This window comes from Kitasatospora sp. NPDC058243 (assembly GCF_042882025.1).
In the GTDB taxonomy this organism is placed as follows: Bacteria; Actinomycetota; Actinomycetes; order Streptomycetales; family Streptomycetaceae; genus Kitasatospora.
In genome coordinates this window covers 60,905-83,600 of sequence record NZ_JBHVWW010000006.1, presented here as the reverse complement: position 1 = coordinate 83,600, position 22,696 = coordinate 60,905, and the positions used below count along the sequence as shown (strand labels likewise).

General features: G+C 71.7%; 21 protein-coding genes and 1 riboswitch. Of the genes, 13 read left to right on the top strand and 8 right to left on the bottom strand.

Annotated elements, in window-relative coordinates:
* Window positions 1–144: 144 nt before the first annotated feature.
* Window positions 145–1,107 (bottom strand): zinc-binding dehydrogenase, encoded by a 963-nt coding sequence (locus ACFVX9_RS06705; protein WP_380426444.1) that lies wholly within the window; start codon window positions 1,105–1,107, stop codon window positions 145–147.
* A 124-nt stretch (window positions 1,108–1,231) separates the two neighbouring features.
* Window positions 1,232–2,425: an NADP-dependent malic enzyme gene (locus ACFVX9_RS06700; RefSeq protein ID WP_387980770.1), complete on the bottom strand. Its 1,194-nt coding sequence runs from the start codon at window positions 2,423–2,425 to the stop codon at window positions 1,232–1,234.
* 1,006 nt (window positions 2,426–3,431) lie between these two features.
* Between ACFVX9_RS06700 and ACFVX9_RS06695 the strand changes: the two genes are divergently transcribed.
* The 4 genes from ACFVX9_RS06695 to ACFVX9_RS06680 all read left to right on the top strand — a co-directional run bounded on the left by ACFVX9_RS06695 (window position 3,432) and on the right by ACFVX9_RS06680 (window position 6,871).
* Window positions 3,432–4,361, top strand: coding sequence for an ABC transporter substrate-binding protein (locus tag ACFVX9_RS06695; protein WP_063347849.1), 930 nt, complete (start codon window positions 3,432–3,434; stop codon window positions 4,359–4,361).
* Window positions 4,362–4,398: 37 nt separating this feature from the next.
* Entirely contained in the window at window positions 4,399–5,373 is a 975-nt protein-coding gene (locus ACFVX9_RS06690; RefSeq protein WP_063347850.1) for an amino acid ABC transporter permease, read from the top strand.
* Window positions 5,374–5,414: 41 nt separating this feature from the next.
* Entirely contained in the window at window positions 5,415–6,167 is a 753-nt protein-coding gene (locus tag ACFVX9_RS06685; protein WP_107453034.1) for an amino acid ABC transporter ATP-binding protein, read from the top strand.
* Window positions 6,168–6,280: 113 nt separating this feature from the next.
* Window positions 6,281–6,871 (top strand): CGNR zinc finger domain-containing protein, encoded by a 591-nt coding sequence (locus tag ACFVX9_RS06680; protein WP_063347852.1) that lies wholly within the window; start codon window positions 6,281–6,283, stop codon window positions 6,869–6,871.
* Between the two features lie 22 nt (window positions 6,872–6,893).
* On the opposite strand, the gene sodX is transcribed toward ACFVX9_RS06680, so the two are convergent.
* Window positions 6,894–7,349, bottom strand: coding sequence for a nickel-type superoxide dismutase maturation protease (gene sodX / locus ACFVX9_RS06675; RefSeq protein ID WP_387980767.1), 456 nt, complete (start codon window positions 7,347–7,349; stop codon window positions 6,894–6,896).
* Window positions 7,350–7,536: 187 nt separating this feature from the next.
* Between sodX and sodN the strand changes: the two genes are divergently transcribed.
* From sodN to ACFVX9_RS06640, 7 genes are all read left to right on the top strand, one after another.
* Window positions 7,537–7,932: a superoxide dismutase, Ni gene (gene sodN / locus ACFVX9_RS06670; protein ID WP_063347853.1), complete on the top strand. Its 396-nt coding sequence runs from the start codon at window positions 7,537–7,539 to the stop codon at window positions 7,930–7,932.
* 88 nt (window positions 7,933–8,020) lie between these two features.
* Window positions 8,021–8,160: riboswitch (cobalamin riboswitch) on the top strand.
* An 89-nt stretch (window positions 8,161–8,249) separates the two neighbouring features.
* Window positions 8,250–9,332, top strand: coding sequence for a FecCD family ABC transporter permease (locus ACFVX9_RS06665; protein ID WP_387980765.1), 1,083 nt, complete (start codon window positions 8,250–8,252; stop codon window positions 9,330–9,332).
* A complete protein-coding gene (locus ACFVX9_RS06660) occupies window positions 9,332–10,096 on the top strand; it encodes an ABC transporter ATP-binding protein (RefSeq protein ID WP_387980761.1) in 765 nt (254 codons plus the stop codon). The genes ACFVX9_RS06665 and ACFVX9_RS06660 overlap by 1 nt, the downstream gene beginning before the upstream one ends.
* Before the next feature lie 22 nt (window positions 10,097–10,118).
* The gene (locus ACFVX9_RS06655; protein WP_387980759.1) at window positions 10,119–11,114 is read left to right on the top strand and encodes an ABC transporter substrate-binding protein; all 996 of its coding nucleotides are present in this window, start codon (window positions 10,119–10,121) and stop codon (window positions 11,112–11,114) included.
* Between the two features lie 71 nt (window positions 11,115–11,185).
* On the top strand, window positions 11,186–11,665 hold the full coding sequence (locus ACFVX9_RS06650) for a GNAT family N-acetyltransferase (protein WP_063347856.1): 480 nt from the start codon (window positions 11,186–11,188) through the stop codon (window positions 11,663–11,665).
* Window positions 11,666–11,914: 249 nt separating this feature from the next.
* On the top strand, window positions 11,915–12,325 hold the full coding sequence (locus ACFVX9_RS06645; protein WP_063347857.1) for a hypothetical protein: 411 nt from the start codon (window positions 11,915–11,917) through the stop codon (window positions 12,323–12,325).
* Between the two features lie 159 nt (window positions 12,326–12,484).
* Window positions 12,485–13,495: an RNA polymerase sigma factor SigF gene (locus ACFVX9_RS06640; RefSeq protein WP_380379105.1), complete on the top strand. Its 1,011-nt coding sequence runs from the start codon at window positions 12,485–12,487 to the stop codon at window positions 13,493–13,495.
* 48 nt (window positions 13,496–13,543) lie between these two features.
* On the opposite strand, the gene ACFVX9_RS06635 is transcribed toward ACFVX9_RS06640, so the two are convergent.
* On the bottom strand, window positions 13,544–13,972 hold the full coding sequence (locus tag ACFVX9_RS06635) for a hypothetical protein (RefSeq protein ID WP_159398434.1): 429 nt from the start codon (window positions 13,970–13,972) through the stop codon (window positions 13,544–13,546).
* Window positions 13,973–14,022: 50 nt separating this feature from the next.
* Here ACFVX9_RS06635 and ACFVX9_RS06630 point away from each other — a divergent pair, with 50 nt between their 5' ends.
* Together ACFVX9_RS06630 and ACFVX9_RS06625 are read left to right on the top strand one after the other, a co-directional pair.
* Complete coding sequence (locus ACFVX9_RS06630) at window positions 14,023–14,994, top strand: diacylglycerol kinase family protein (RefSeq protein ID WP_063347858.1); 972 nt, start codon at window positions 14,023–14,025, stop codon at window positions 14,992–14,994.
* Window positions 14,995–15,377: 383 nt separating this feature from the next.
* Window positions 15,378–15,629, top strand: coding sequence for a WhiB family transcriptional regulator (locus ACFVX9_RS06625; RefSeq protein ID WP_014138019.1), 252 nt, complete (start codon window positions 15,378–15,380; stop codon window positions 15,627–15,629).
* Window positions 15,630–16,157: 528 nt separating this feature from the next.
* Here ACFVX9_RS06625 and ACFVX9_RS06620 read toward each other — a convergent pair.
* From ACFVX9_RS06620 to ACFVX9_RS06605, 4 genes are all read right to left on the bottom strand, one after another.
* Window positions 16,158–17,678 carry a sensor histidine kinase gene (locus ACFVX9_RS06620; protein ID WP_244293369.1) on the bottom strand — a complete coding sequence of 507 codons (1,521 nt, stop codon included), beginning with the start codon at window positions 17,676–17,678 and terminating at the stop codon, window positions 16,158–16,160.
* Window positions 17,679–18,160: 482 nt separating this feature from the next.
* On the bottom strand, window positions 18,161–19,219 hold the full coding sequence (locus ACFVX9_RS06615; protein ID WP_063347859.1) for an SIS domain-containing protein: 1,059 nt from the start codon (window positions 19,217–19,219) through the stop codon (window positions 18,161–18,163).
* A gap of 194 nt (window positions 19,220–19,413) precedes the next feature.
* A complete protein-coding gene (locus tag ACFVX9_RS06610; RefSeq protein ID WP_387980755.1) occupies window positions 19,414–20,709 on the bottom strand; it encodes an extracellular solute-binding protein in 1,296 nt (431 codons plus the stop codon).
* A gap of 432 nt (window positions 20,710–21,141) precedes the next feature.
* Window positions 21,142–22,695, bottom strand: a complete 1,554-nt coding sequence (locus ACFVX9_RS06605; RefSeq protein ID WP_380379098.1) for a glycoside hydrolase family 3 protein — start codon at window positions 22,693–22,695, stop codon at window positions 21,142–21,144.
* Window position 22,696 lies beyond the last annotated feature (1 nt).

Sequence of the window (22,696 nt, the reverse complement as noted above, 5' to 3'; positions counted from 1 at the left end):
GGGAGGAATCGGCTGATAGGCACACGAAAAAGATGACGCCCCAATCCCGTCAGGCCATTCGAGGAGGGGCCCCGCGCCCCGGTCCGCCTCAGGGCCGCACGGCGCCAGGATCACAAGACGTCACGGCGTCACGGCGTCACGGCGTCACGGCGTCAGCACGATCTTGCCGAAGACGTCGCCCTTGGCGAGCCGCGCGAAGCCGTCCCGGGCCTCGGCCAGCGGCAGCACCGAGTCGATCACCGGCCGGACGCCGGTGGTCGCGCACAGCGAGAGCAGCCCGGCCAGTTCCTCCTTGGTGCCCATGGTCGAGCCGACCACCTTGAGCTCCAGGAAGAAGATCCGGTTCAGCTCGGTGGTGCTCGGGTTGGGGCCGGAGGTGGCACCGGAGATGACGACGGTGCCGCCCGGGCGCAGCGCCTTCACCGAGTGCGCCCAGGTCGCGGCGCCGACCGTCTCCATCACCGCGTCCACCCGGGCGGGCAGCCGGGCGCCGCTCTCGAAGGCGGCGTCGGCGCCGAGTTCGACCGCCCGGCGGCGCTTGGCCTCGTCCCGGCCGGTGACCCAGACCCGCAGCCCGGCGGCCTTGCCGAGGACGATCAGCGCGGTCGCCACGCCGCCGCCCGCGCCCTGCACCAGGACGGTGTCGCCGGGCTTGACCCCGGCGTTGGTGAACAGCATCCGGTAGGCCGTCAGCCAGGCCGTGGGCAGGCAGGCGGCCTCTTCGAAGCTGAGTTCGGCGGGCTTGGGCAGCAGGTTCCAGGTGGGCACGGCCACCTGCTGGGCGAAGGTGCCCTGGTAGCGCTCGGTCAGGATGGACCGGGGCTCGTCCGGGCCGACCCCGTGGCCGCTCTGGCCGATCACCGAGTGGAGGACGACCTCGTTGCCGTGCTCGTCGACACCGGCGGCGTCGCAGCCGAGGATCATCGGCAGTCGGCCGGCGGGCAGGCCGACCCCGCGCAGCGACCACAGGTCGTGGTGGTTGAGGCTGGCGGCCCTGACCGTGACCACGCTCCATCCGGGGCGGGCCTGCGGCTCGGGGAGTTCGCCCAACTCCAGTCCGCCGAGCGGGTCATCGGCGTCGATACGTGCGGCGTAGGCAGCAAACATGCTGCGGACGATAGCCGCGCCGGCCGGGGCCGGGAACCACGCGCGGGTGTGACGCGTGTCCCGGCCCCGGCCGTGTCGGCGGCGCCGCTCACGCCGGGCCTGCCCGGCAGCGGCGCCCGGATCGTCAGATCCGGGCCACGCCCTCGGCCCGGGCGGCCTCGGCGACGGCCTTGGTGACCGCCGGGGCGACCCGCTCGTCGAACGGCGAGGGGATGACCTTCTGCGGCGTCAGCTCGTCGGCGACGACACCGGCCAGCGCCTTGGCGGCGGCCAGCTTCATGCCCTCGGTGATCCGGCTGGCCCGCACCTGGAGGGCGCCGGCGAAGATGCCGGGGAAGGCCAGCACGTTGTTGATCTGGTTCGGGAAGTCGCTGCGCCCGGTGGCGACGACCGCCGCGTACTTGTGCGCGACCTCGGGGTGGATCTCCGGGGTGGGGTTGGCCATCGCGAAGATGAACGCGCCCGCGGCCATGGTCGCGACGACCTCCTCCGGCACGGTGCCGCCGGAGACGCCGATGAACACGTCGGCGCCGGCCATCGCGTCGGCCAGGGTGCCCTTGAGGCCGGTGCGGTTGGTCAGTTCGGCGATCTCGGCCTTGACGTCGGTGAGGTCGCCGCGGCCGTCGTACACCACGCCCTTGCGGTCGCAGACCGCGACGTCGCCGATGCCCGCCGCCACCAGCATCTTGGCGATGGCGATGCCGGCCGCGCCGGCGCCGGAGATGACGGCCCGCAGCGAGCCGATCTCACGGCCGGTCACCTCGGCCGCGTTCCACAGGGCGGCGGTGGTGACGATCGCGGTGCCGTGCTGGTCGTCGTGGAAGACCGGGATGTCCACGGCCTCCTGGAGCCGGCGCTCGATCTCGAAGCAGCGGGGGGCGGAGATGTCCTCCAGGTTGACGCCGCCGAAGGAGGGCGCCAGCCGCACCACGGTCTCGACGATCTCGTCGACCTCGGTGCAGGCGAGCGCGATCGGCACCGCGTCCACGCCGCCGAACTGCTTGAACAGGATGGCCTTGCCCTCCATCACGGGCAGGGAGGCCTCCGGGCCGATGTCGCCGAGGCCCAGCACGGCGGTGCCGTCGGTGACCACGGCGACGGTGTTGGACTTCCAGGTGTAGTCGTTGACCAGCTCCGGCTGCTCGGCGATGGCCGTGCAGACGCGGGCGACACCGGGCGTGTAGGCGAGGGACAGGTCGTCCGCGTCGCGCACCGGGACGGTCGCCCTGATCTCCATCTTGCCGCCGCGGTGGAGCGCGAAAACGGCGTCGACCGGATCGACGGTGTCCTGGGTGCTGCTGATGATCTCCGCTGCCACGATGACCTCTTCGTCATTGATCTGGCGAGGGTGCGCGACCGACGGACAGGACGACCCGTCCGGAAACCGGAAACCGGGTACGCCGAAGCGGACCCGGGGGCTGGGTCGGGGCGCTGCCGTCGGGCGGCGCCCTCGGATGAGGGTTTTATGGGTCTTGTTGGTCCGCGTTGTGCTTCCGGGCCGAGCGTAGGTCGGACCAAGGCATCGCACCTATGCCTTTTCGTCCTCGTCACGTGCAGTTCATCGCCGAGCTGTCGCGTCACCGGGGCCCGGCGTCGGAAGCGCCGGGCTCCGGCGGCGGCAACGGTGATGGCGGCACGCGCACCCGCAGGAGTGAACGCAGACGCGCTGGGGAGTCGGCGTCCCGGATACGGAGCCACGTGATGACTTCCGTTCCCGGACACCCCGAGCCTGTCGGGGCTCGTCGGTCTGGTTCGAGCGTTCGGGGGTCACCCGGTACCGAATTCTGACACACCCGCTGCCGGGCCCGGGAGTGCGGGATGGCCGGATCGCATGTCCGCCATTTCGCGTACACCCACGCGTCACCGTGGCGGCCGCACGTCCCTTCGCCGTGGTCGACGGCGGCATCCGAGCCGGGGCGGCGGGCCTCCGGGCACCGGGCAGAGGGATCTGCATACTTATGCACGGAGTGACAGGAACACGGAATAAGTCCGAATAGCGGACAGCCCGGGCCCTCGTTATCCGATTTTGATCTGGATGAGGGCCATCTGACCGTTCACAGATGGCAGGATTCCCCCCATCTCGGATCGAGCCGGCCACTGGTCGAGGCGGTTCGCTTGACGTCCACCTCGGCGGAGGGTGGCGGAAGCAGTACCCCGTAGCAACCTGGGCGGCCCGTCCGCACAGGCACCGCACCACCCGGCCCTGCACGTACGACGACGTACAGCGAAATACACCCGTACAGCGCCGTACGACCCTGCCGCCCCGGTGTGCCGCCCCCGCGGCGCGCTCCGCCCGCCCTCTCCCTCAGGAGGAGATCCCCCTCATGACCGCCCGTACCCAGCGCACCCGGCTTCTCGCGGCCGGCGCGGTTGCCGCCTCCGTCACCCTCGTCCTGACCGGCTGCAGCAGCAGCAAGAGCGACGGCGGCAGCGGCGCGCCCAACGCCTCCGCGACCGTCAACGCGGTCAAGGCCGACGACAAGCTCGCCGCCCTCGTCCCCGCCGACGTCAAGTCCTCCGGCAAGCTCCTGGTCGGCGCGGACGCCTCGTACGCGCCGGACGAGTTCAAGGACGACAGCGGCAAGGTCATCGGCATGGACGTGGACCTGGCCAACGCCATCGCGGCCAAGCTCGGGCTGAAGGCCGACGTCCAGGACTCCGGCTTCACCGCGATCATCCCCGGCATCCAGTCGAACAAGTTCCAGCTCGGCATGTCGTCCTTCACGGACAACAAGGAGCGCGAGCAGGTCGTCGACATGGTGACCTACTTCAACTCCGGCAGCGCCATCGCGGTCAAGAAGGGCAACCCCGACAAGGTCGACCCCAACGACCTGTGCGGCAAGAAGGTCGCCGTCCAGACCGGCACCACCCAGGCCGACGAGATCAAGGACACCCGCAACCCGGACTGCGCCAAGAACGGGAAGCCGGGCATCCAGAACGACGGCGACAAGTTCGACCTCCAGACGGACGTCACCAACGCCGTCGTCTCCGGCCGCGACCAGGCGATGATGGCCGACTCCCAGGTCGTCGACTACGCGATCAAGCAGGCCGGCGGCCAGCTGGAGAAGCTCGGCTCCACCTACGGCGTGGCCCCCTACGGCGTCGCCGTCGCCAAGGGCTCCAAGCTCACCCCCGCGATCCAGGGCGCCGTCCAGTCGCTGATCGACGACGGCACCTACAAGCAGATCCTCACCAAGTGGGGCGTCGAGTCCGGCGCCCTCGACAAGTCGACCGTCAACGGCGCCGTGAACTGACCGTCCGCCTGCTCCCTCTCTCCCCCGAGGCCACACCGTGAACTCTCTGGACAAGGGGAAGGCGGAGGAGGGACGGCCTGAGACCATCAAGGCCGTCCCGGTCCGCCACCCCGGACGCTGGGTGGGCGCCGTCGTCATCGCCCTGCTCGCGGCGATGCTGCTGAGCGCCCTCTTCACCAACCCCGCTTTCAAGTGGGACATCGTCGGGCAGTACCTGTTCCACGACAGCATCGTGCACGGCATGGTCGTCACGCTGGAACTGACCGTCCTCTCCATGCTGATGGGCGTGATCGGCGGCATCGTCCTCGCCGTGATGCGCCTGTCCCCGAACCCCCTGCTCTCCGGCACCGCCTGGATGTACATCTGGGTCTTCCGCGGCACCCCGGTGCTGGTGCAGCTGGTGTTCTGGAACTTCCTCGGCCTGATCTGGGCCAAGCTGTCGATCGGCGTCCCGTGGGGGCCGGAGTTCTGGTCCGCGGACACCAACGTCCTGATCCCGACCTTCGTCGCCGCCCTGCTGGGCCTCGGCCTCAACGAGGCCGCCTACATGGCGGAGATCGTCCGCGGCGGCATCCAGTCGGTGGACGAGGGCCAGACCGAGGCCGCCCACGCGCTCGGCATGAGCCGGTTCCAGACCATGCGCCGGATCGTCCTGCCCCAGGCCATGCGGGTGATCATCCCGCCGACCGGCAACGAGACCATCTCGATGCTCAAGACCACCTCGCTGGTCAGCGTGATCTCCCTGGAGGAGATCTTCCGGGCCGGTCAGGTCATCTACTCCCGGAACTACCAGAACATCCCGCTGCTGATCGTGGTCAGCCTCTGGTACCTGTTCTTCACCTCGCTGCTGACCATCGGCCAGTACTACATCGAGCGCTACTACGCCCGCGGCTCCAACCGGACCCTCCCGCCCACCCCGGTGCAGCGGCTGCGGGGCCTGTTCGCCGGGAAGCCCGCCCCGAAGACCGGCGCCGACGTCGTCCCGGGGCTTGAGGGAGGTGGTCACGTATGACCGACCTGAGCAGGACCCCGGCCGCCGCCACCGGGCAGCCGATGGTGCGCGCCGAGAGCGTCCACAAGTCCTACGGCTCCGTGCACGTGCTCAAGGGCATCGACCTGGAGGTCAAGCAGGGCGAGGTGTTCTGCCTGATCGGCCCCTCCGGCTCCGGCAAGTCGACCTTCCTGCGGTGCATCAACCACCTGGAGAAGATCAACGGCGGACGCCTCTGGGTGGACGGCGAACTGGTCGGCTACCAGCAGAAGGGCGACAAGCTCTACGAGCTCAAGGACCGCGAGGTCGCCGTCAAGCGGCGCGACATCGGCATGGTCTTCCAGCGCTTCAACCTGTTCCCGCACATGACGGCCGTCGAGAACGTCATGGAGGCCCCGGTCCAGGTCAAGGGCGAGAGCAAGGCCGCCGCCCGGGAGCGGGCGATGGTCCTGCTGGAGCGGGTCGGCCTCGCCGACAAGGCGAAGAACTACCCCTCCCAGCTCTCCGGCGGCCAGCAGCAGCGCGTCGCGATCGCCCGCGCGCTGGCCATGAAGCCCAAGCTGATGCTGTTCGACGAGCCCACCTCGGCGCTCGACCCCGAACTGGTCGGCGACGTCCTCGACGTCATGCGCGGCCTCGCCGAGGAGGGCATGACCATGGTGGTCGTCACCCACGAGATGGGCTTCGCCCGCGAGGTCGGCGACGCGCTGGTGTTCATGGACGGCGGTGTGGTGGTCGAGTCCGGCAACCCCCGCGAGGTGCTCACCGACCCCCGGCACGAGCGCACCCGCGCCTTCCTCTCCAAGGTGCTGTAGAACCGTACCGACCGGCGCCCGGCAGGCTGCTCCTGCCGGGCGCCGACGTTTTCCCCACCCAGGTAATAGGCTGGACGCAATCAGCCCGTTACCGACCTTTTGGAAGGACCTCCGTGGAGCTCGCCTCGTACGCCGATCTCGCCGTTCGGCTGGTGAACACCGAGGAGCCCGAACGCGGCACCGACACGCTGACGTCCGTGGACGCGGTGCGCGGCCTGTTCTCCGACTCCTCGCGGGCCGCCGCACAGGCCGACGAGTCCGACCTGCCCCGGCTGCGGGCGGTGCGGACCAGGCTGCGCGGGGTCTTCGAGGCCGCCGCCGAGGGCGACGAGATCCGGGGCGTCGACCTGCTGAACAGCCTGCTGATGGAGTACCCGGTCAGCCCGCTGGTCTCCGGGCACGACTACCTGGACGACGCCGGCCGGCCGCGCTGGCACCTGCACCTGGCCGACAACTCGCCGACCGCCACCGCGCACTTCAGCGCGGTCGCCTGCATGGGCCTGGCCGTCCACCTGACCGAGCTGGGCGCCGACCGGCTCGGCATCTGCCAGGCCGCGCCCTGCCGCAACGCCTACCTGGACACCTCGACCAACCGCTCCCGCCGCTACTGCTCGGACCGCTGCGCGACCCGCGCCAACGTCGCCGCGTACCGGGCCCGCAAGCGCCAGGAGGCCGAGGCCGCGGCACTCGGCGCCGCCGGCTAGGTCCCCGGCAGGGCCCAGGGGGTCAGAGCTGCTCCGCCCAGACGCCCAGGCGGCGGGCCAGGCCCGGCACCCGGGCCAGCCGGGTGCTCAGCAGCAGCCGCTCCAGCCGCCGCCCCGGCGCCAGCCAGGCCGGGCGCGGGCGCAGCCTCAGCAGCACCCGGCCGAGCACCAGTTCGTCCGGGACCGGGCCGTAGCTGCGGCTGTCGCTGTCCACCGGCCGGTTGTCGGACAACAGCCACCAGCCCCTCGGACGCCGCTCGGCGGCCCGCTTCACCACCAGCAGGTCCTGCTGGAAGGGGTGCCGGAAGAGCACCACCGCGCCGGGCCGGATCGGCGCGCCGTAGCGCACCAGCAACTGGTCGCCCTCGCGCAGGGTCGGGACCATCGACGGGCCCGCCACGTCGACCAGCCCGAACGGCACCGCGCCGCCGCCCCGCCCCCGGGGTTCCGTGCCCGCCGGTTCCGTGCTCCGCGCCACGACTCCTCCTCCCGGACCGACCGGTCCCAGTCTGCCGTACGGACCGTCACCCCGTTCGATCCGTTCGATGTCCGGATTACCCCGGTTCCGGGTCCGCCTTTTGCCCTAGGCCCACCGCCCGATCGCGAAACCCCGGGGGCGGAAGGGTAATCTCGGGCGCGGGAAGACGATCTAAGGAAGGACTCCCATGTTCTCTCGTCTGTTTGCACCGCGCGCCACCGCCCACGCCCACTGTGACCTGCCCTGCGGCGTGTACGACCCGGCGCAGGCCCGGATCGAGGCCGAGTCGGTCAAGGGCACCCAGGAGAAGTACCAGGCCAACGAGGACCCGGCTTTCCGCACCCGCGCCCTGATCATCAAGGAGCAGCGTGCCGAGGCCGTCAAGCACCACATCTCGGTGCTGTGGAGCGACTACTTCAAGGCCCCGCACTTCGAGAAGTACCCGCAGCTGCACCAGCTGATCAACGACACCCTGAAGGCCGCCTCGGCCGCCAAGGCGTCCACCGACCCCGCCACCGGCCAGGCCCTGCTGGACCTGATCGCCGAGGTCGACAAGATCTTCTGGGAGACCAAGCAGGCCTGAGCCTGACGCGTCGCCACCCGACCGCCCCCGTCCGCGAGCCCGGACGGGGGCGGTCGTGCGTTCACGCCCCACCCGAGCCCGGTAAGGGTTGCCTAGCCTGAGTGGCTGTTATGCTGCCAGGGCGTCCGAGGGGGAAGTCCGGTGTGAATCCGGCGCTGACCCGCAACGGTGAGCACGGCCCCCTGGGCCGCGCCAGCCCGATCGCCCCCGGCCGCTGAACTCCCGACAACTCGCCGTGGACTGCGAGGGGATGGCGCCCGGGCCCGCGCCCGACCGGTGCCGCCCCCGCGCACCCGCGGCCCGAGGCAAGGCGCACCGTGAGCAGCACCGCAGCCGCGGGCAGTGGCGCAACGAGCCCGCCCGCCCGCCGAATACCCGCCCTCCCGCTCGCCGTCGGCCTGGCCGCCGCCCTGCTGCTCTCGCTGCTCTGCGGCGTGGCGCTGGGCGCCTCCGGGATCGGCCTGCCCCGCGTCCTGCGGCTGCTGGCCGCCGGGCTGACGGGCGGACGGCTGGAGGCGGACGAGGCCGCCGCCTACGCGATCGTCTGGGAGATCCGGCTGCCACGTGCCGTGCTGGCCGCCGTGGTCGGCGCCGGGCTGGCCGCCACCGGGGTCGCCGTCCAGGCCCTGGTGCGCAACGCGCTGGCCGACCCGTTCGTGCTCGGCATCTCCTCCGGCGCGGCCGTCGGCGCCAACGCGGTGCTGCTGCTCGGCGCCTTCGCCTCGCTCGGGGTGTGGGCGATCTCGGCCTCCGCGTTCGGCTCCGCGCTGGTCGCCATGGTGCTGGTCTACCTCGCGGCGCGGACGGCCTACGGGCTCACCCCGCTGCGGCTGGTGCTCACCGGCACCGCGCTCTCCTACGGCTTCTCCGCCGTCACCGCGCTGATGGTCTTCGCGGCCGCCCGCGGCGAGGCCGCCAGGGACGCCATGATGTGGCTGCTCGGCAGCCTCGGCGGCGCCACCTGGGGCTCGGTGCCGATCGCCGCCACCACCGTGCTGGCCGGCCTGGCGTACCTGGCCTGCGCCGCCGGCCGGCTGGACGCGCTCGCCATGGGCGACGAGACGGCCGCCTCGCTGGGCGTGGACCCGGACCGGCTGCGCCGCGAGCTGTTCGTGGTGACCGCCGCCGTCACCGGCACGGTGGTGGCCGTCAGCGGGGCGATCGGCTTCGTCGGGCTGATGGTGCCGCACCTGGCCCGGATGCTGGTCGGCGCCGGGCACCGCCGGGTGCTGCTGGTCGCGCCGCTCGCCGGGGCGCTGCTGCTGGTCTGGGTGGACATCGTCTCGCGCACCCTGCTGGCGCCCGCCGAACTGCCGGTCGGGGTGGTCACCGCGGTGCTCGGGGTGCCCTGTTTCCTGCTGCTGATGCGCCGTCGCGGCTATTCCTTCGGAGGCCGCTGATGGATCTCGCCCTGGACTCCGTCTCGGTCGAGCTGGCCGGTGCCCGGCTGGTCCACGACGTCGCCCTGGACGCCGCCGCCGGGCAGGTGGTCGGGCTGATCGGACCGAACGGCAGCGGCAAGTCGACGCTGCTGCGCTGCGTCTACCGGGCGTTGCGGCCGGCCGCCGGGGCCGTCCTGCTGGACGGCACGGACCTGCACGCGCTGACCGCGCGCGAGGCCGCCCGGCGGGTGGCCGCGCTCCCCCAGGAGCACTCCGCCGAGTTCGACTTCACGGTGGCCGAGGTGGTCGCCATGGGCCGGCTGCCGCACCGGCGCGGCCTGGGCGGCCCGGGCGCGGACGACCACGCCCGCTGCACCGAGGCGCTGCGCAAGGTCGGCGCCGAGCAGTTGGCCGGGCGGGGCTTCCTGAGCCTGTCCGGCGGCGAGAAGCAGCGGGTGCTGATCGCCCGCGCGCTGGTCCAGGAGCCCCGGCTGCTGGTGCTGGACGAGCCCACCAACCACCTGGACATCGCCCACCAGTTGGACGTGCTGGCGCTGGTCCGGGAGGCCGGCCCGACGGTGCTCACCGCGCTGCACGACCTCAACCTGGCGGCCGGCCACTGCGACCTGCTGTACGTGCTGCGGGCCGGCCGGATCGTCGCCTCGGGGCCGCCCGCCGAGGTGCTCCGACCCGCCCTGCTGGCCGAGGTGTTCGGCGTCCGGGCCACCCCCGTCCGGCACCCGGTGACCGGCGCCGTCCAACTGCTCTTCGACCGGATCTGACCCACCCCCCGAAGGAACCCCCGTGCGCACCAAGGCCGTTGCCATCACCGCCCTGCTCACCCTCGGGCTCACCGCCTGCGGCGCCGAGATCGCCCCGAGCGGCGACGCCACCGCCGCCTCCGCCCACTACCCGGTGACCGTGGAGAACTGCGGCACCAAGCTCACCTTCCCGCAGAAGCCCGCCCGGACGGTGACCAACGACGTCGGCATCACCGAGCTGATGCTCGCCCTCGGCCTGGCCGACCGGATGGCCGGCTACGTGATGCCCGACGACAAGGGCCGGGTCGACCAAGTCGCCTGGAAGGACGGCTACCAGCAGACCGCGTGGCTCTCCAAGAAGGAGATCACCAAGGAGATCGTGCTGGGCGCCAAGGCCGACCTGGTCTTCGCCGGCTGGCACTACGGCTTCGACGAGGGCCGCGGCTTCACCCCGCAGGCGCTGGGGGACCTCGGCATCGCCTCGTACGTGCTCAGCGAGTCCTGCCGCAGCGGCAAGGGCACCGAGCGCGGTGTGATGTCCCCGCTGGACGCGCTCTACACCGACCTGGCCAACCTCGGCGAGATCTTCGACGTCCGCGACCGGGCGGACAAGCTGGTCGCCGGTTTCAAGGCGCAGGTCGCCGCCGCCCCGCAGCCCGAGCGCCGGCCGTCCGTGTTCCTGTACGACAGCGGGCAGGACAAGCCGTACACCGCCGGGAAGTTCGCCGCGGCCGACGAGATCATCGCCAAGGCCAGCGGGGCCAACGTGATGGGCGACCTCGCGGACACCTGGGTCACCGTCGGCTGGGAGAGCGTGGTGCAGCGCGACCCCGAGGTGATCCTGATCAACAACTACGGCGAGACCGGCGCCGACGCCAAGCGCGCCTTCCTGAAGTCCTTCCCGCCGCTGGCCGGCGTCTCGGCGGTCAGGAACGACCGGATCTTCGTCCTGGACTACGTCGACCTGGTGGAGAGCCCGCGCAACCCGGCCGCGATCACCGCGCTGGCCGACTACCTGCGCACCGTCCCCGCCCGCTGACCCGCCCGCCCCCGGCCCGGGCCCCGATCAGGGCCTGGGCCGGGGGCGGGGGCGCGCAGTAGGCTCGCGGCATGATCCGCACCGCCGTCGTGACCGACGTTCCCGTCATCCTCGCCCTGATCCGCGAGCTCGCGGAGTACGAGAAGGCCCCGCAGGAGGCCGTGGCCACCGAGGAGCAGCTGCGCGACGCCCTGTTCGGCGCCAACCCGGCGCTGTTCGGCCTGATCGCCGAGGACGACGCCACCGGCGAGCCGGTCGGCTTCGCGGTCTGGTTCCTCAACTTCTCGACCTGGCGCGGCACCCACGGGATCTACCTGGAGGACCTGTACGTCCGCCCGCAGTCCCGCGGCGGCGGCCACGGCAAGGCGCTGCTGCTGGAACTGGCGCGGATCGCCGTCGAGCGCGGCTACGCGCGGGTGGAGTGGTCGGTGCTCGACTGGAACACGCCCTCGATCGACTTCTACAAGTCCCTCGGCGCGGTGCCGATGGACGGCTGGACCGTCTACCGGCTCACCGGCGAGGCGCTCGCCGCCGCCGGCGGCGGTCACTGAACGGACCGCCCGAACCCCTGCCACCCTGCGTCGCGATGGCTTACCATGAGTGACTCCCGAGCCCCGGCCGGCGTGCGGAAGGCGGTAAGGTCTCAGGCGGATACGCGGCGTCCGGTCGCCCCGCGAAGGGTATGACCGGTACGTACCGCACCACCCCTCTGGACAGTTGGGGCGAAGCAGTTGAGCCAAGCAACAGACAGTGCCGCGGCCACCGGCCCGGAAGCACAGCGCGTCACCCAGGAGGTGAGGGTGTCCCAGATCGACGGCGAGCCCGGAGTGCAGGACTTCGTGGAGGTCCGGCTGCCCGCGGCGGGTGCCTACCTCTCGGTCCTGCGAACAGCGACGGCCGGCCTGGCGGCACGGCTCGACTTCACCCTCGACGAGATCGAGGACCTGCGGATCGCGGTCGACGAGGCCTGCGCCATCCTGCTCCAGCAGGCGGTGCCAGGCTCCGTCCTGACCTGCGAGTTCCGGCTGGTCGGCGACTCGCTGAAGGTGACCGTCACCGCCCCCACCACCGACGGGAAGGCGCCCGAACGGGACACCTTCGCCTGGACGGTGCTCTCCGCCCTGGCCGGCGAGGTCGACTCCTCGGTCGGCGAGGACAAGACCGTGTCGATCAGCCTGCACAAGAAGCGCGGCGGCCCCGTCGCCCACTAGCCGGGGCGTCGACCAGCACCGCACAAGGGCCGTCCGCCCGGTCCCCGATCAGGGGCCGGGCGGGCGGCGCCCGGTACCGCCCCCCACGCGGTACGACCAACGAGACGATGCCGGGGCCCGAGGGCCCCGGTGCTCCCGGAACGGAACGGGGGAATGGCCGTGAGTGATCTGGACCGTACCGGCCTCGCGACGGCGGGACCTGCCGTACCGACCCAGGCGAGCGTTCCTGGCCTCGCCGCCAACGACGATGCGCACCCGAAGGACGCCCACCGGATGAGCCACCCGACCGAGCCGACGTCTGAACCGTCGCCCGCATCCCCGCCCCCGTCCGATCCGGCGGACGAGGCCGCGGACCTGCGCACCGCGGTGCCCGTCCAGGCGCCGGCCCCGGCCCCGGCCCCGCACCGCTCGGGCGCACCGGACCGGGAGGCGGCCCGCGCGCTGTTCGTCCGGCTGTCCGCGCTGCCCGACGGCTCCCCGGAGCGCGTCGAGCTGCGCAACCAGCTGGTGCGGATGCACATCCCGCTGGTCGAGCACCTTGCCCGGCGGTTCCGCAACCGGGGCGAGCCGCTGGACGACCTGACCCAGGTCGCCACCATCGGCCTGATCAAGTCGGTGGACCGCTTCGACCACGAGCGCGGGGTCGAGTTCTCCACCTACGCCACGCCGACCATCGTCGGCGAGATCAAACGGCACTTCCGCGACAAGGGCTGGGCGGTCCGGGTGCCGCGCCGCCTCCAGGAGCTGCGGCTGTCGCTCACCACGGCGACCAGCGAGCTCTCCCAGCGGCACGGGCGCTCCCCCACGGTGCACGAGCTCGCCGAGCACCTGGGGATCTCCGAGGAGGACGTCCTGGAGGGCCTGGAGTCCGCCAACGCGTACTCCACGCTGTCCCTGGACGTCCCGGACAGCGACGACGAGTCGCCGGCCGTGGCGGACACCCTCGGCGCCACCGACGAGGCGCTGGAGGGCGTCGAGTACCGCGAGTCGCTCAAACCGCTGCTGGCCCAACTGCCGCCCCGGGAGCAGAAGATCCTGGTGCTGCGGTTCTTCCGGAACATGACCCAGTCGCAGATCGCCGCCGAGGTGGGGATCTCCCAGATGCACGTGTCCCGCCTGCTGGCCCGGACCTTGGCCCAGCTGCGGGAGAAGCTCCTGGTGGAGGAGTAGGACTGACGGCCGCTCAACCGGCGGCCGACCCCCGGCGGCCCTGTGCGCTCAGCCCTCGTGCGACGCGTACAGGGCCGCCGTCGACTTCGGGTTCAGCAGCGCGCCGATGCCGACCAGCCCGAGCAGGCCGACCAGCACGCCGACGCCGATCATCGCGCCGCCGCTCTCCAGCATGTAGTACCCGATCGGCAGGCAGATCGAGTTGGTGAGCACGGCCGGGCTGCGGCCCCAGCGGCGCTCCTTGAGCAGCGCGCGGGCGGCCAGCACCGGCAGCACGCCGAGCAGCACGATGACCAGGCCGCCGAACTCGTTCAGGGCGAGCTGCTTGGACTGGCCGGACAGCGCGGACACCATGTCCCAGACGCCGACGACGGCCAGCGCGGCGCCCTCCAGGGCGGTGATGGCGGCGCCCACGGTCAGCGCCAGGGGGCGGGCCGGGCCCGCCGTGGGTACGGGTGCGGAGGATTCTGCGGTCACTCCAGCAGGGTAGCCGCCGGTTGGTCCGTACCGACCCGTAGGCTTTCCCCATGCGCGCTCTCCTGGTCGTGAACCACAAGGCCACCACCACCAGTGGCCGCACCAGGGACGTACTGATCCACGCGCTGCGCAGCGACCTCAAGCTGGAGGTGGCCGAGACGCAGTACCGGGGCCACGCCCGCGACCTGGCCCGCGAGGCCTCGGAGGACGGCACGGTCGACCTGGTGGTGGCGCTCGGCGGCGACGGCACCGTGAACGAGGTGGTGAACGGGCTGCTCACGCACGGCCCGGGCGAGAAGGTCCCGCGACTGGCCGTGGTGCCGGGCGGTTCGACCAATGTGTTCGCCCGCGCGCTGGGTCTGCCCAACGACCCGGTGGAGGCCACCGGCGCCCTGCTGTACGCGCTGGAGCACGGGAGCGAGCGGCCGGTCGGCCTGGGCAAGGCGATGACCGACGGGCTGCCGGACCGCTGGTTCACCTTCACCGCCGGCCTGGGCTTCGACGCCGGGGTGGTCGGCCGGGTCGAGGAGCAGCGCCGGTTGGGGCGCAAGTCCACCCACGCGCTCTATGTGGGGCAGGCGCTGCGGCACTACGTCACCCAGCGTGAGCAGCGTCGTTCCGGGCCCGTGGCCCTGGAACTACCGGGCCGAGAAGGCGTGCCGGGCCTGGCCCTGGCCATAGTCAGCAACACCTCGCCGTGGACGTTCCTCGGCAACCGCCCGGTGTACCCCTCACCGCTCGCCTCCTTCGACACTGATCTCGACGTCTTCGGGATCACCCGGATGACGGCGTTCGGCACCGTTCGAACGATCCGTCAGATCCTGCGGTCGTACGCCTCTTCGAGCGAAGGCGCCCCGCCGGCCGGCCCGTCCGGCAAGCACGTCGTCTCCTATCACGACGTCAGACACTTCACCTTGGTTTCAGAGGAACCGGCCCCGTTCCAGGTTGACGGGGACCACCTTGGAGACAGGAGTCGCGTCAGTTTCACAGGCGTACGGCGGGCACTGCGTGTGATTGTGTGACCGGAAGGGGGTTTCGCCCTTCTTCTCGAACGCACAAGCCCCCTTCACTCCATAGAAGTACTGGCTGTGAGCTAGGCGACACCGAAGAATCAAAAATTCCTCCCTGAAGGGGGTTGTATCCGGGCCCGAGGTTTGCGAACCTCTACATGGCGATCGGGACGCATCGCAGCGACGGCAACCTCAGAACCTGGCGGGTGTCGACCGCGGAGCGTCCCTCGAATCGCCGAATCCCTCCCCAGCACAGACCACCCGGGCCCCGGCGGGCCTTTGGTCTCTTTTGCTGTTGCGGGATTCGTGAAAGCGTTCACATTCACAAGCCACATTCACAAGCCATCGATTATGCCGACCGGGTGCCCCCCGCCGGCAGGAGGAGTTGGACGACCATGGACTGGCGCCACCGCGCTGTCTGCCGCGAAGAGGACCCGGAGCTGTTCTTCCCGATCGGGAACACCGGTCCTGCTCTGCTGCAGATCGAGGAAGCCAAGGCCGTGTGCCGCCGCTGTCCGGTCATGGAGCAGTGCCTGCAGTGGGCTCTTGAGACCGGCCAGGATGCCGGCGTCTGGGGCGGTATGAGCGAGGACGAGCGTCGCGCGATGAAGCGCCGTGCCGCCCGCAACCGCGCCCGCACCGCCTGATCACACGCCGTAACACCAGCAGTAACCGAAACACCGATCAACACATGATCAAAGGCTTCCCTGCACCTCCTGGTGAAGCCTTCCGCACAAAGGGCCTTGCCTGGCGAGGTCCCGCGACACCGGACCGTCCAGCCACTTGATACTGTTCACTTAGAGCAATATCGTGGAGCTGTGGCGCTCACCGTGTGCAACGCACGGGCGAGGTGTCGCACCACCCAGAGCCCCCGTTCCGGCCGACTCCCCCCGACGGCCGGAACGGGTTGAGAGGCCCTGTCGACCCACCCCCCCCCGGTCGACAGGGCCTCGTTTCTGTTTTCGCGCCCCGTTCTGTGTGCGCGCCCCGGCGCGCCCGCACCCTGGCACGCCCCCGCGCGGGCCGACCCGCGCCGGGCTCGCGAGGTGGGCACCCGGCGCTTTCGCCGAGTGCACGCCCCCACCGCGCGCCTCGATGCACCGTTCCGCGGACCGCGGTACGGACCGGACCGCGGACCGCACCGCACCGGACCGCACCGCAGACCGGTCGGCGGATCAGCGGACCGGGATCTCCAGGATCACCTTGGTGCCGCCGTCCGGACCGGCCACCATGTCGAAGGTGCCGCCCAACTCGCCGGTGGCCAGCGTGCGGACGATCTGCAGGCCGAGGTTGCCCGCCGTCTGCGGGTCGAACCCCTCGGGCATGCCGCGGCCGTCGTCCTGCACCGTGATCAGCAGGAACTCCTCCGGCCGGGCGCCGCCGTTCCAGCTGTCCGACCAGCCCGCCCCGGTCGCCGGGGCCCGCCCGCGCAGCGCGCTGACCTCCAGGTTCCCGGAGGCGGACGGGCCGAAGGCGTGCTCCAGCGCGTTCTGCAGCAGTTCGTTCAGCACCATCGACAGCGGGGTGGCCACCTCGGCGGACAGGATGCCGAAGCTGCCGCTGCGGCGGGTCGCCACCCGGCCGTCCTGGGACAGCTCCATCACCATCGCCAGCACCCGGTCGGCGATCTCGTCGAAGGCCACCTGCTCGTCCAGCGCCTGGGACAGCGTCTCGTGCACGATCGCGATCGAGCCGACCCGGCGCACCGCCTCGTCCAGCGCGGCCCGGCCGGCCTCCGACTCCATCCGGCGGGACTGCAGCCGCAGCAGGGCGGCGACGGTCTGCAGGTTGTTCTTCACCCGGTGGTGGATCTCCCGGATGGTGGCGTCCTTGGTCATCAGCTCGCGGTCGCGGCGGCGCAGTTCGGTGACGTCCCGGCAGAGCACCAGCGAACCGGTCAGCGTGCCCTTGGGCTTGAGCGGGATGGCCCGCAGGGTCACCACCCCGCCCTGCACCTCGACCTCGGTCTGCCGCGGCGCCCAGCCGCTCGCCAGCTTCACCAGCGCCTCGTGCACGGCCGCCCGGGAGGGCGGGACCAGTTCGGCGGTGGCCCGGCCCAGGTGGCTGCCGACCAGGTCGGTGGTGAGGCCGAGGCGGTGGTAGGCGGACAGGGCGTTGGGGCTGGCGTAGGTGACGATGCCGTCCGCGTCGAGCCGGATCAGGCCGTCGCCGACCCGGGGGGCGGCGTCCATGTCGATCTGTTCGACGCCGTGGAAGGGGAAGCTGCCGGCGGCGATCATCTGGGCCAGGTCGGAGGCGCTCTGCAGGTAGGTGAGCTCCAGCCGGCTGGGGGTGCGGACGGTCAGCAGGTTGGTGTTGCGGGCGATCACCCCGAGCACCTTGCCCTCGCGCCGGACCGGGATGGACTCGACCCGGACCGGCACCTCCTCGCGCCACTCCGGGTCGCCCTCGCGCACGATCCGGCCCTCGTCGAAGGCGGCGTCCAGCAGTGGGCGGCGCCCGCGCGGGACGAGGTGGCCGACCATGTCGTCCTGGTAGGAGGTGGGGCCGGTGTTGGGCCGCATCTGCGCCACCGAGACGTAGCGGATGCCGTCCCAGGTGGGGATCCACAGGACCAGGTCGGCGAAGGAGAGGTCGGAGAGGAGCTGCCACTCCGAGACCAGCATGTGGAGCCATTCCACATCGGCCCCGGTCAGGGTGGTGTGGCGGCGGACGAGTTCGTTCAGCGAGGGCACATGGCGAGGGTAGCGCCGCCGGTCGGGGCGCGGCGCGGCGGACCGGGGAACGGATCATGCGCCGGGCCTGCGGCGGAGCCCACTTCCCGAAGTTGTCCAGACCAATTTCCGGAGCGGCCTGGACAACCCAGATTGGTCTAGTCCACAATGAAAGGGCACCAAGGAGAGGCCCACCGCGCAACTGCCCTGACCGCGCGAGGCCTTTCCTCGGTCGGACGCCGCCGAACGAGGACCCCGCACAGTTCTCGATCGACTCCGGCGACCGACGACAGCTCCGGGCTGCGGTGCCGCATGGGTTGAGGGTCCCGTGTCGGCGCCGTGGCCCGTAGTGCTTTCCGGGTACGCCGGGCGCCAGGCCCTGTCCGGCCGAGGGGCGCGACGCGTTCCGGGCGCTCCCCCGCCGAAGCCATGTTCCGCCGCTCAACGAGTCGGGCCCCCGTCCACAGCCTGTGGACGGGGGCCCGATCGCGTGGCGCCGTGCCTCAGTGCGTCTCGGTGACCTTGGCCAGGGCGCGCGGGGCGTCCGGGTCCTGGCCGCGGGCGATGGTGACCTCGTAGGCCAGCAGCTGCAGCGGGAGGATCTCCAGGATCGGCTGGACCTCCTCCGGCACGCCGGCCGGCAGGGCGAAGCCGGCCGAGGCGGCGTCCACCTGCGCCTGCTGGCCGACCACGACCAGGTCCGCGCCGCGACCGCGCAGGCGGTCCAGCACCGGCTGCAGGGCCTCGCCGCCCTTGCCGTCCGGGACGATCGCGATGACCGGCGAGACGTTGTCCACCATGGCCAGCGGGCCGTGCAGCAGATCGGCGCCGGAGAACGGGGAGGCCGGGATGTAGGTGGTCTCCATCAGCTTCAGCGCCGCCTCGCGGGCGGTCGGGTAGCCGTAGCCGCGCGAGGTGATGACCAGGCGCTGGGCGAAGCGGTACCGCTCGGCCAGCGCCTTCACCTCGGCGTGGCGGGCCAGGACGCCGGCGGCCAGGCCTGGCAGCTCCTTGGCCGCCGCACCGTCGCCGCCGCGCAGGCCCTCGACCAGCAGGTAGAGCGCCAGCAGTTCGGCGGTGTAGGTCTTGGTGGCGGGCAGCGCCTTCTCCGGGCCGGCCAGCACGTCGATGTGGAACTCGGAGACCTCGGCCAGCGGCGAGGACGCGTTGTTGGTGACGGCGAGGGTGATGGCGCCGGCCTCGCGGGCGGCCTTGGTGGAGGCCACCAGGTCGGGCGAGCCGCCGGACTGGCTGACGGTGACGACCAGGACGTCGGTGAGGTCCGGCTTGGCGCCGTACGCGGTGGTGGTGGACATCGAGGTCAGGCCGGCCGGCTTGCCGAGCAGGATCTCGATCAGGTACTTGGCGTACAGCGCCGCGTTGTCGGACGTGCCGCGCGCGGTCAGCAGGACGAAGCGAGGGTTGCGGGCGGCGATCTCGGCCGCGATCTGGCGGATCTTCGGGGCACCCTCGTCGAGGATGCGCTGGAGGACGGCCGGCTGCTCGGCCATCTCCGCCGCCATGATCCGGCCGGGAACGGAAACAGTCTGCGGGTCGGACATCAGGATGTGCCTCCGATGAGATGGTTCGACCCCTCCGGGCAGGTTGCCCGACGGGGACCTCTACGGCGGCGAGTCCGCACACTCGCTGCGGTGGTTTCCTGCCGCAATCCTACGGGGGCCGCCCCGGGCGGGCACACCCGAAGGCCCGCCCCGGACGGGACGGGCCCCAGGCCTGTACAAACGGCGGCGCCGGGTCAGGACGCCTTGTTGATCAGCTGGTCGATCGCGGCGTCGGCGTCCTTGGTGGCCTGGTCCACCGACTTGCCCTTGAGGATGCCGGTCAGCATGTCGGGCAGGATCTTCTGCTTCTCGATCGCGCCCCAGCCGGGGGCCAGCGGGGTGAACCAGGCGTCCGGCACCGCGTTGGCCGCCGCGGCGGTGGTCGGCTTGTTCTTCAGCGGGTTCAGCTGGGTGAGGTTGTTCGGCAGGATGTCCTTGTCGGCCAGCGTCTGCTGGGACTTGGTGCTGGTGAACATCCGCACCCAGTCGGTGGCCAGCTCGACCTGCGTGGACTTGGCGGTGACCGCGAGGTCGGAGCCGCCGATGAAGGTGGGCAGCGGCTTGCCGTCCGGGCCGGGCATGGTGGCCATCTTGACGGTGTCCTTGAGGCTCGGGTCGCCGGTGCCCGGCGCGACGACGCTGGCCGCCTCGTAGCCGTTGCCGTAGAAGGACGCGGCGCGCCCGCGGGCCATCGACTCGAACTGGTTCTGCTCGTTCACCGTCAGGTCGCCCTTGGTGTACTTGCGGACCAGGTCGACGAAGTGGCTGATGCCCTGCTGGGACTTGGCGTCGTGCAGGGTGCCGTGCCAGTTGCCGGAGCTGTCGAACTTGGCGATGCTGCCGCCGTACGCGGCCACGTAGCTCATCGCGGCGTACCAGTACGGGCCGGGCAGGTAGAGCGAGGAGTAGCTCTTGTCGGCCTTGTTCTTGTCGGCGACCTTGTCCAGGGCCGCCGTCAGGTCGGCCTCGGTCTTGGGGAATTCGGCGCTGCCGGTGGCCTGCTGGAAGGTGGCGGTGTTGTAGATGGCGACCCGGGCGCCGGCGTAGTAGGGCACGCACAAGAGCTTGTCCTGGTACGTGCAGGTGTTGGCGAGCGCCTTGATCCAGCTGTCGGAGTTGTCGAAGGTGGTCCGGTCGACCGGGGCCAGCGCGCCGGAGAGCACGTACTTCATGGTCTCGGTGTTGCCGAGCTCGACCACGTCGGGCGCGGAGCCGTCGGCGATCGCCTTGTCGAGCTTGGTCACCTTGTCGGCCCAGCCCTGGTAGGCGAGCTTGAGGGTGACGTTCGGGTACTTCGCCGCGAACTGGTCGTTGACCTGCTGCACCAGGTCGGGCCAGTTCTTCTGGGCGTCGTCCATCAGCCAGACGGTGACGGTGCCGCTCGCGGCCTTCGGGTCGGCGCCGGGGCTCTTGCCGTCCTTCGACGCCGTACCGGCCGATGAACAGGCCGTCAGCCCGATCGCCAGGGCAGTGATTCCGAACGTCGACATGAGCTGACGCTTCTTCACGCCATCCTCCGAGGGTGCTAGAGCCGTGTTGCCCGCCGGCAGCGTGATGGCGCCCGCAACGGAGGGTCCGGGCAGGGGCGAAGAGCTTCGGGGAGGGCTGATACCACATCCGGTGAGGTTGAATTTCGAACCGGATGACTGGACTCTGGCCTAGACCATAGGTGGTGTCAACGGCCAAATGGCCTCGTCGCCAAGGCCGTTGCAGAGCCGTTGTACCCCGTGGCGATCAGTTGCCGTACCGTCACCCTAAGTGGAACTTAAGGTGGATTTAAGGCCTACTTGAGGGAGCGCGGTCACCTGGCGAATCCGCAGGTCAAACGGCGGGGAAACGAAACGGGCCCGCCATGCGGCATGCGCATGACGGGCCCGTCGGCCGACGCCTCCCGGACACTCCCGGTGACGCCCCCCTCGGTCTCAGCCGATGGCTCCCGGCTGCCCGGTGAGCACCTCCACGGCCGCCAGCCCGCAGACCCGGGCGGCGCCGTGGGTGGCGATGTAGAGCGCGCCTACCGGCTCGGACTGCGGCAGCCCCATCTCGACCACCGCGGCGTCCGGCCGGGCCGCCACCAGGCGGCCCAGCGCGGCGGACATCCAGGCGTGCCGGTGCGCGTCCCGGACCACCAGCACCAGGCGGCGGCCCTCGGCGCCGGCCACCAGCTCGGCGACCAGGGCGTCCAGCAGCTCGGGGGCGGCCTGCGCCGCCGAGACCGCGCGGGTGCGGGTGCCGGGGAAGCGGTCGGCCAGCATGCCGGCCACGCCCCACGGGGTGACGTCGCCGACGGCGATGTTCGGCTCGTCCGAGAACGAGGCCACGAACGGGCGCTCGGACACCGGCTGCGGCTCGTGGCCCGGCGCCCGGACCACCTTCAGCGCCCGGCGGGCGGCCCGCAGGCCGACCGCGAGGTCCGGCTCCGGCCGCTCGCCCTGGGCCGAGATCCGGCCCCAGCTGCCGAGCGAGCGGACCCGGTCGGCGGCGTCCGCCAGCCGCTCCTCGGAGAGCACGCCGGCCCGCACGCCCGCCACGATGGCGTCGCGCAGCATCAGCACGGTGTCCTCGTCGGCCAGCCCGCCGCCGACGCAGATCGCGTCCGCGCCGGCCGCCAGGGCCAGCACGGTGCCGTCGCCCATCCCGAAGGTGTCGGCGATGGCGCCCATCTCGATCGCGTCGCTGACGATCAGGCCCTGGTAGCCGAGGCCGCCGTCGGCCGGGGCGGCGCGCAGCAGGTCGCGCAGCACGAGCGGGCTGAGGGTGGCCGGCAGCTTCGGGTCGAGCGCCGGGATCATGATGTGGGCGGTCATCACGGCCTTGGTGCCCGCCGCGATCGCCGCCTGGAACGGGATCAGGTCGCGCGAGCGCAGCACGTCCAGGTCGACGTCGATGACCGGCAGCCCGTGGTGCGAGTCGACGGCGGTGTCGCCGTGGCCGGGGAAGTGCTTGGAGCAGGCGGCCACGCCGGCCGACTGGAGGCCCTCCACCCAGGCGGCGGTGTGCCGGGCGCACAGCTCCGGGTCGGCGCCGAAGGAGCGGACGCCGATGACCGGGTTGCGCGGGTTGGAGTTGACGTCCGCGGTGGGCGCCCAGTTGTAGTTGACGCCGGCCGCGGCCAGCGCCCGGCCCAGCTCGCGGGCGACGTCCCGGGTCAGCGCCGGGTCGTCGATCGCGCCGAGCGCGAGGTTGCCGGGCCAGGACGAGCCGGAGCCCGCCTCCAGCCGGGTGACGTCGCCGCTCTCCTCGTCGATGGCGATCAGGAGGTCGGGGTTCTCCTCGCGCAGCGCCTTGGTGAGCTTGGCGAGCTGGTCGAGGTCGACCACGTTGCGGTCGAACAGCGCGACCGAGCCGAGCCCGGCGGCGAGGTGGCGGCGCAGCCACTGCGGCGGCTCGGTGCCGACGAAGCCGGGCTGCAGGACGGTCAGGGCGTCACGGTGCAGCTGGTCGCTGACCGGAGCGGCGGGGACGAGGATGCTCACG

Bases quoted from the DNA above. Each gene is read 5' to 3' on its own strand.
- ACFVX9_RS06705 (WP_380426444.1), bottom strand. From the start codon at position 1,107: ATGTTTGCTGCCTACGCCGCACGTATCGACGCCGATGACCCGCTCGGC.
- ACFVX9_RS06695 (WP_063347849.1), top strand. From the start codon at position 3,432: ATGACCGCCCGTACCCAGCGCACCCGGCTTCTCGCGGCCGGCGCGGTT.
- ACFVX9_RS06685 (WP_107453034.1), top strand. From the start codon at position 5,415: ATGGTGCGCGCCGAGAGCGTCCACAAGTCCTACGGCTCCGTGCACGTG.
- sodN (WP_063347853.1), top strand. From the start codon at position 7,537: ATGTTCTCTCGTCTGTTTGCACCGCGCGCCACCGCCCACGCCCACTGT.
- ACFVX9_RS06660 (WP_387980761.1), top strand. From the start codon at position 9,332: ATGGATCTCGCCCTGGACTCCGTCTCGGTCGAGCTGGCCGGTGCCCGG.
- ACFVX9_RS06650 (WP_063347856.1), top strand. From the start codon at position 11,186: ATGATCCGCACCGCCGTCGTGACCGACGTTCCCGTCATCCTCGCCCTG.
- ACFVX9_RS06630 (WP_063347858.1), top strand. From the start codon at position 14,023: ATGCGCGCTCTCCTGGTCGTGAACCACAAGGCCACCACCACCAGTGGC.
- ACFVX9_RS06625 (WP_014138019.1), top strand. From the start codon at position 15,378: ATGGACTGGCGCCACCGCGCTGTCTGCCGCGAAGAGGACCCGGAGCTG.
- ACFVX9_RS06615 (WP_063347859.1), bottom strand. From the start codon at position 19,219: ATGTCCGACCCGCAGACTGTTTCCGTTCCCGGCCGGATCATGGCGGCG.
- ACFVX9_RS06610 (WP_387980755.1), bottom strand. From the start codon at position 20,709: ATGTCGACGTTCGGAATCACTGCCCTGGCGATCGGGCTGACGGCCTGT.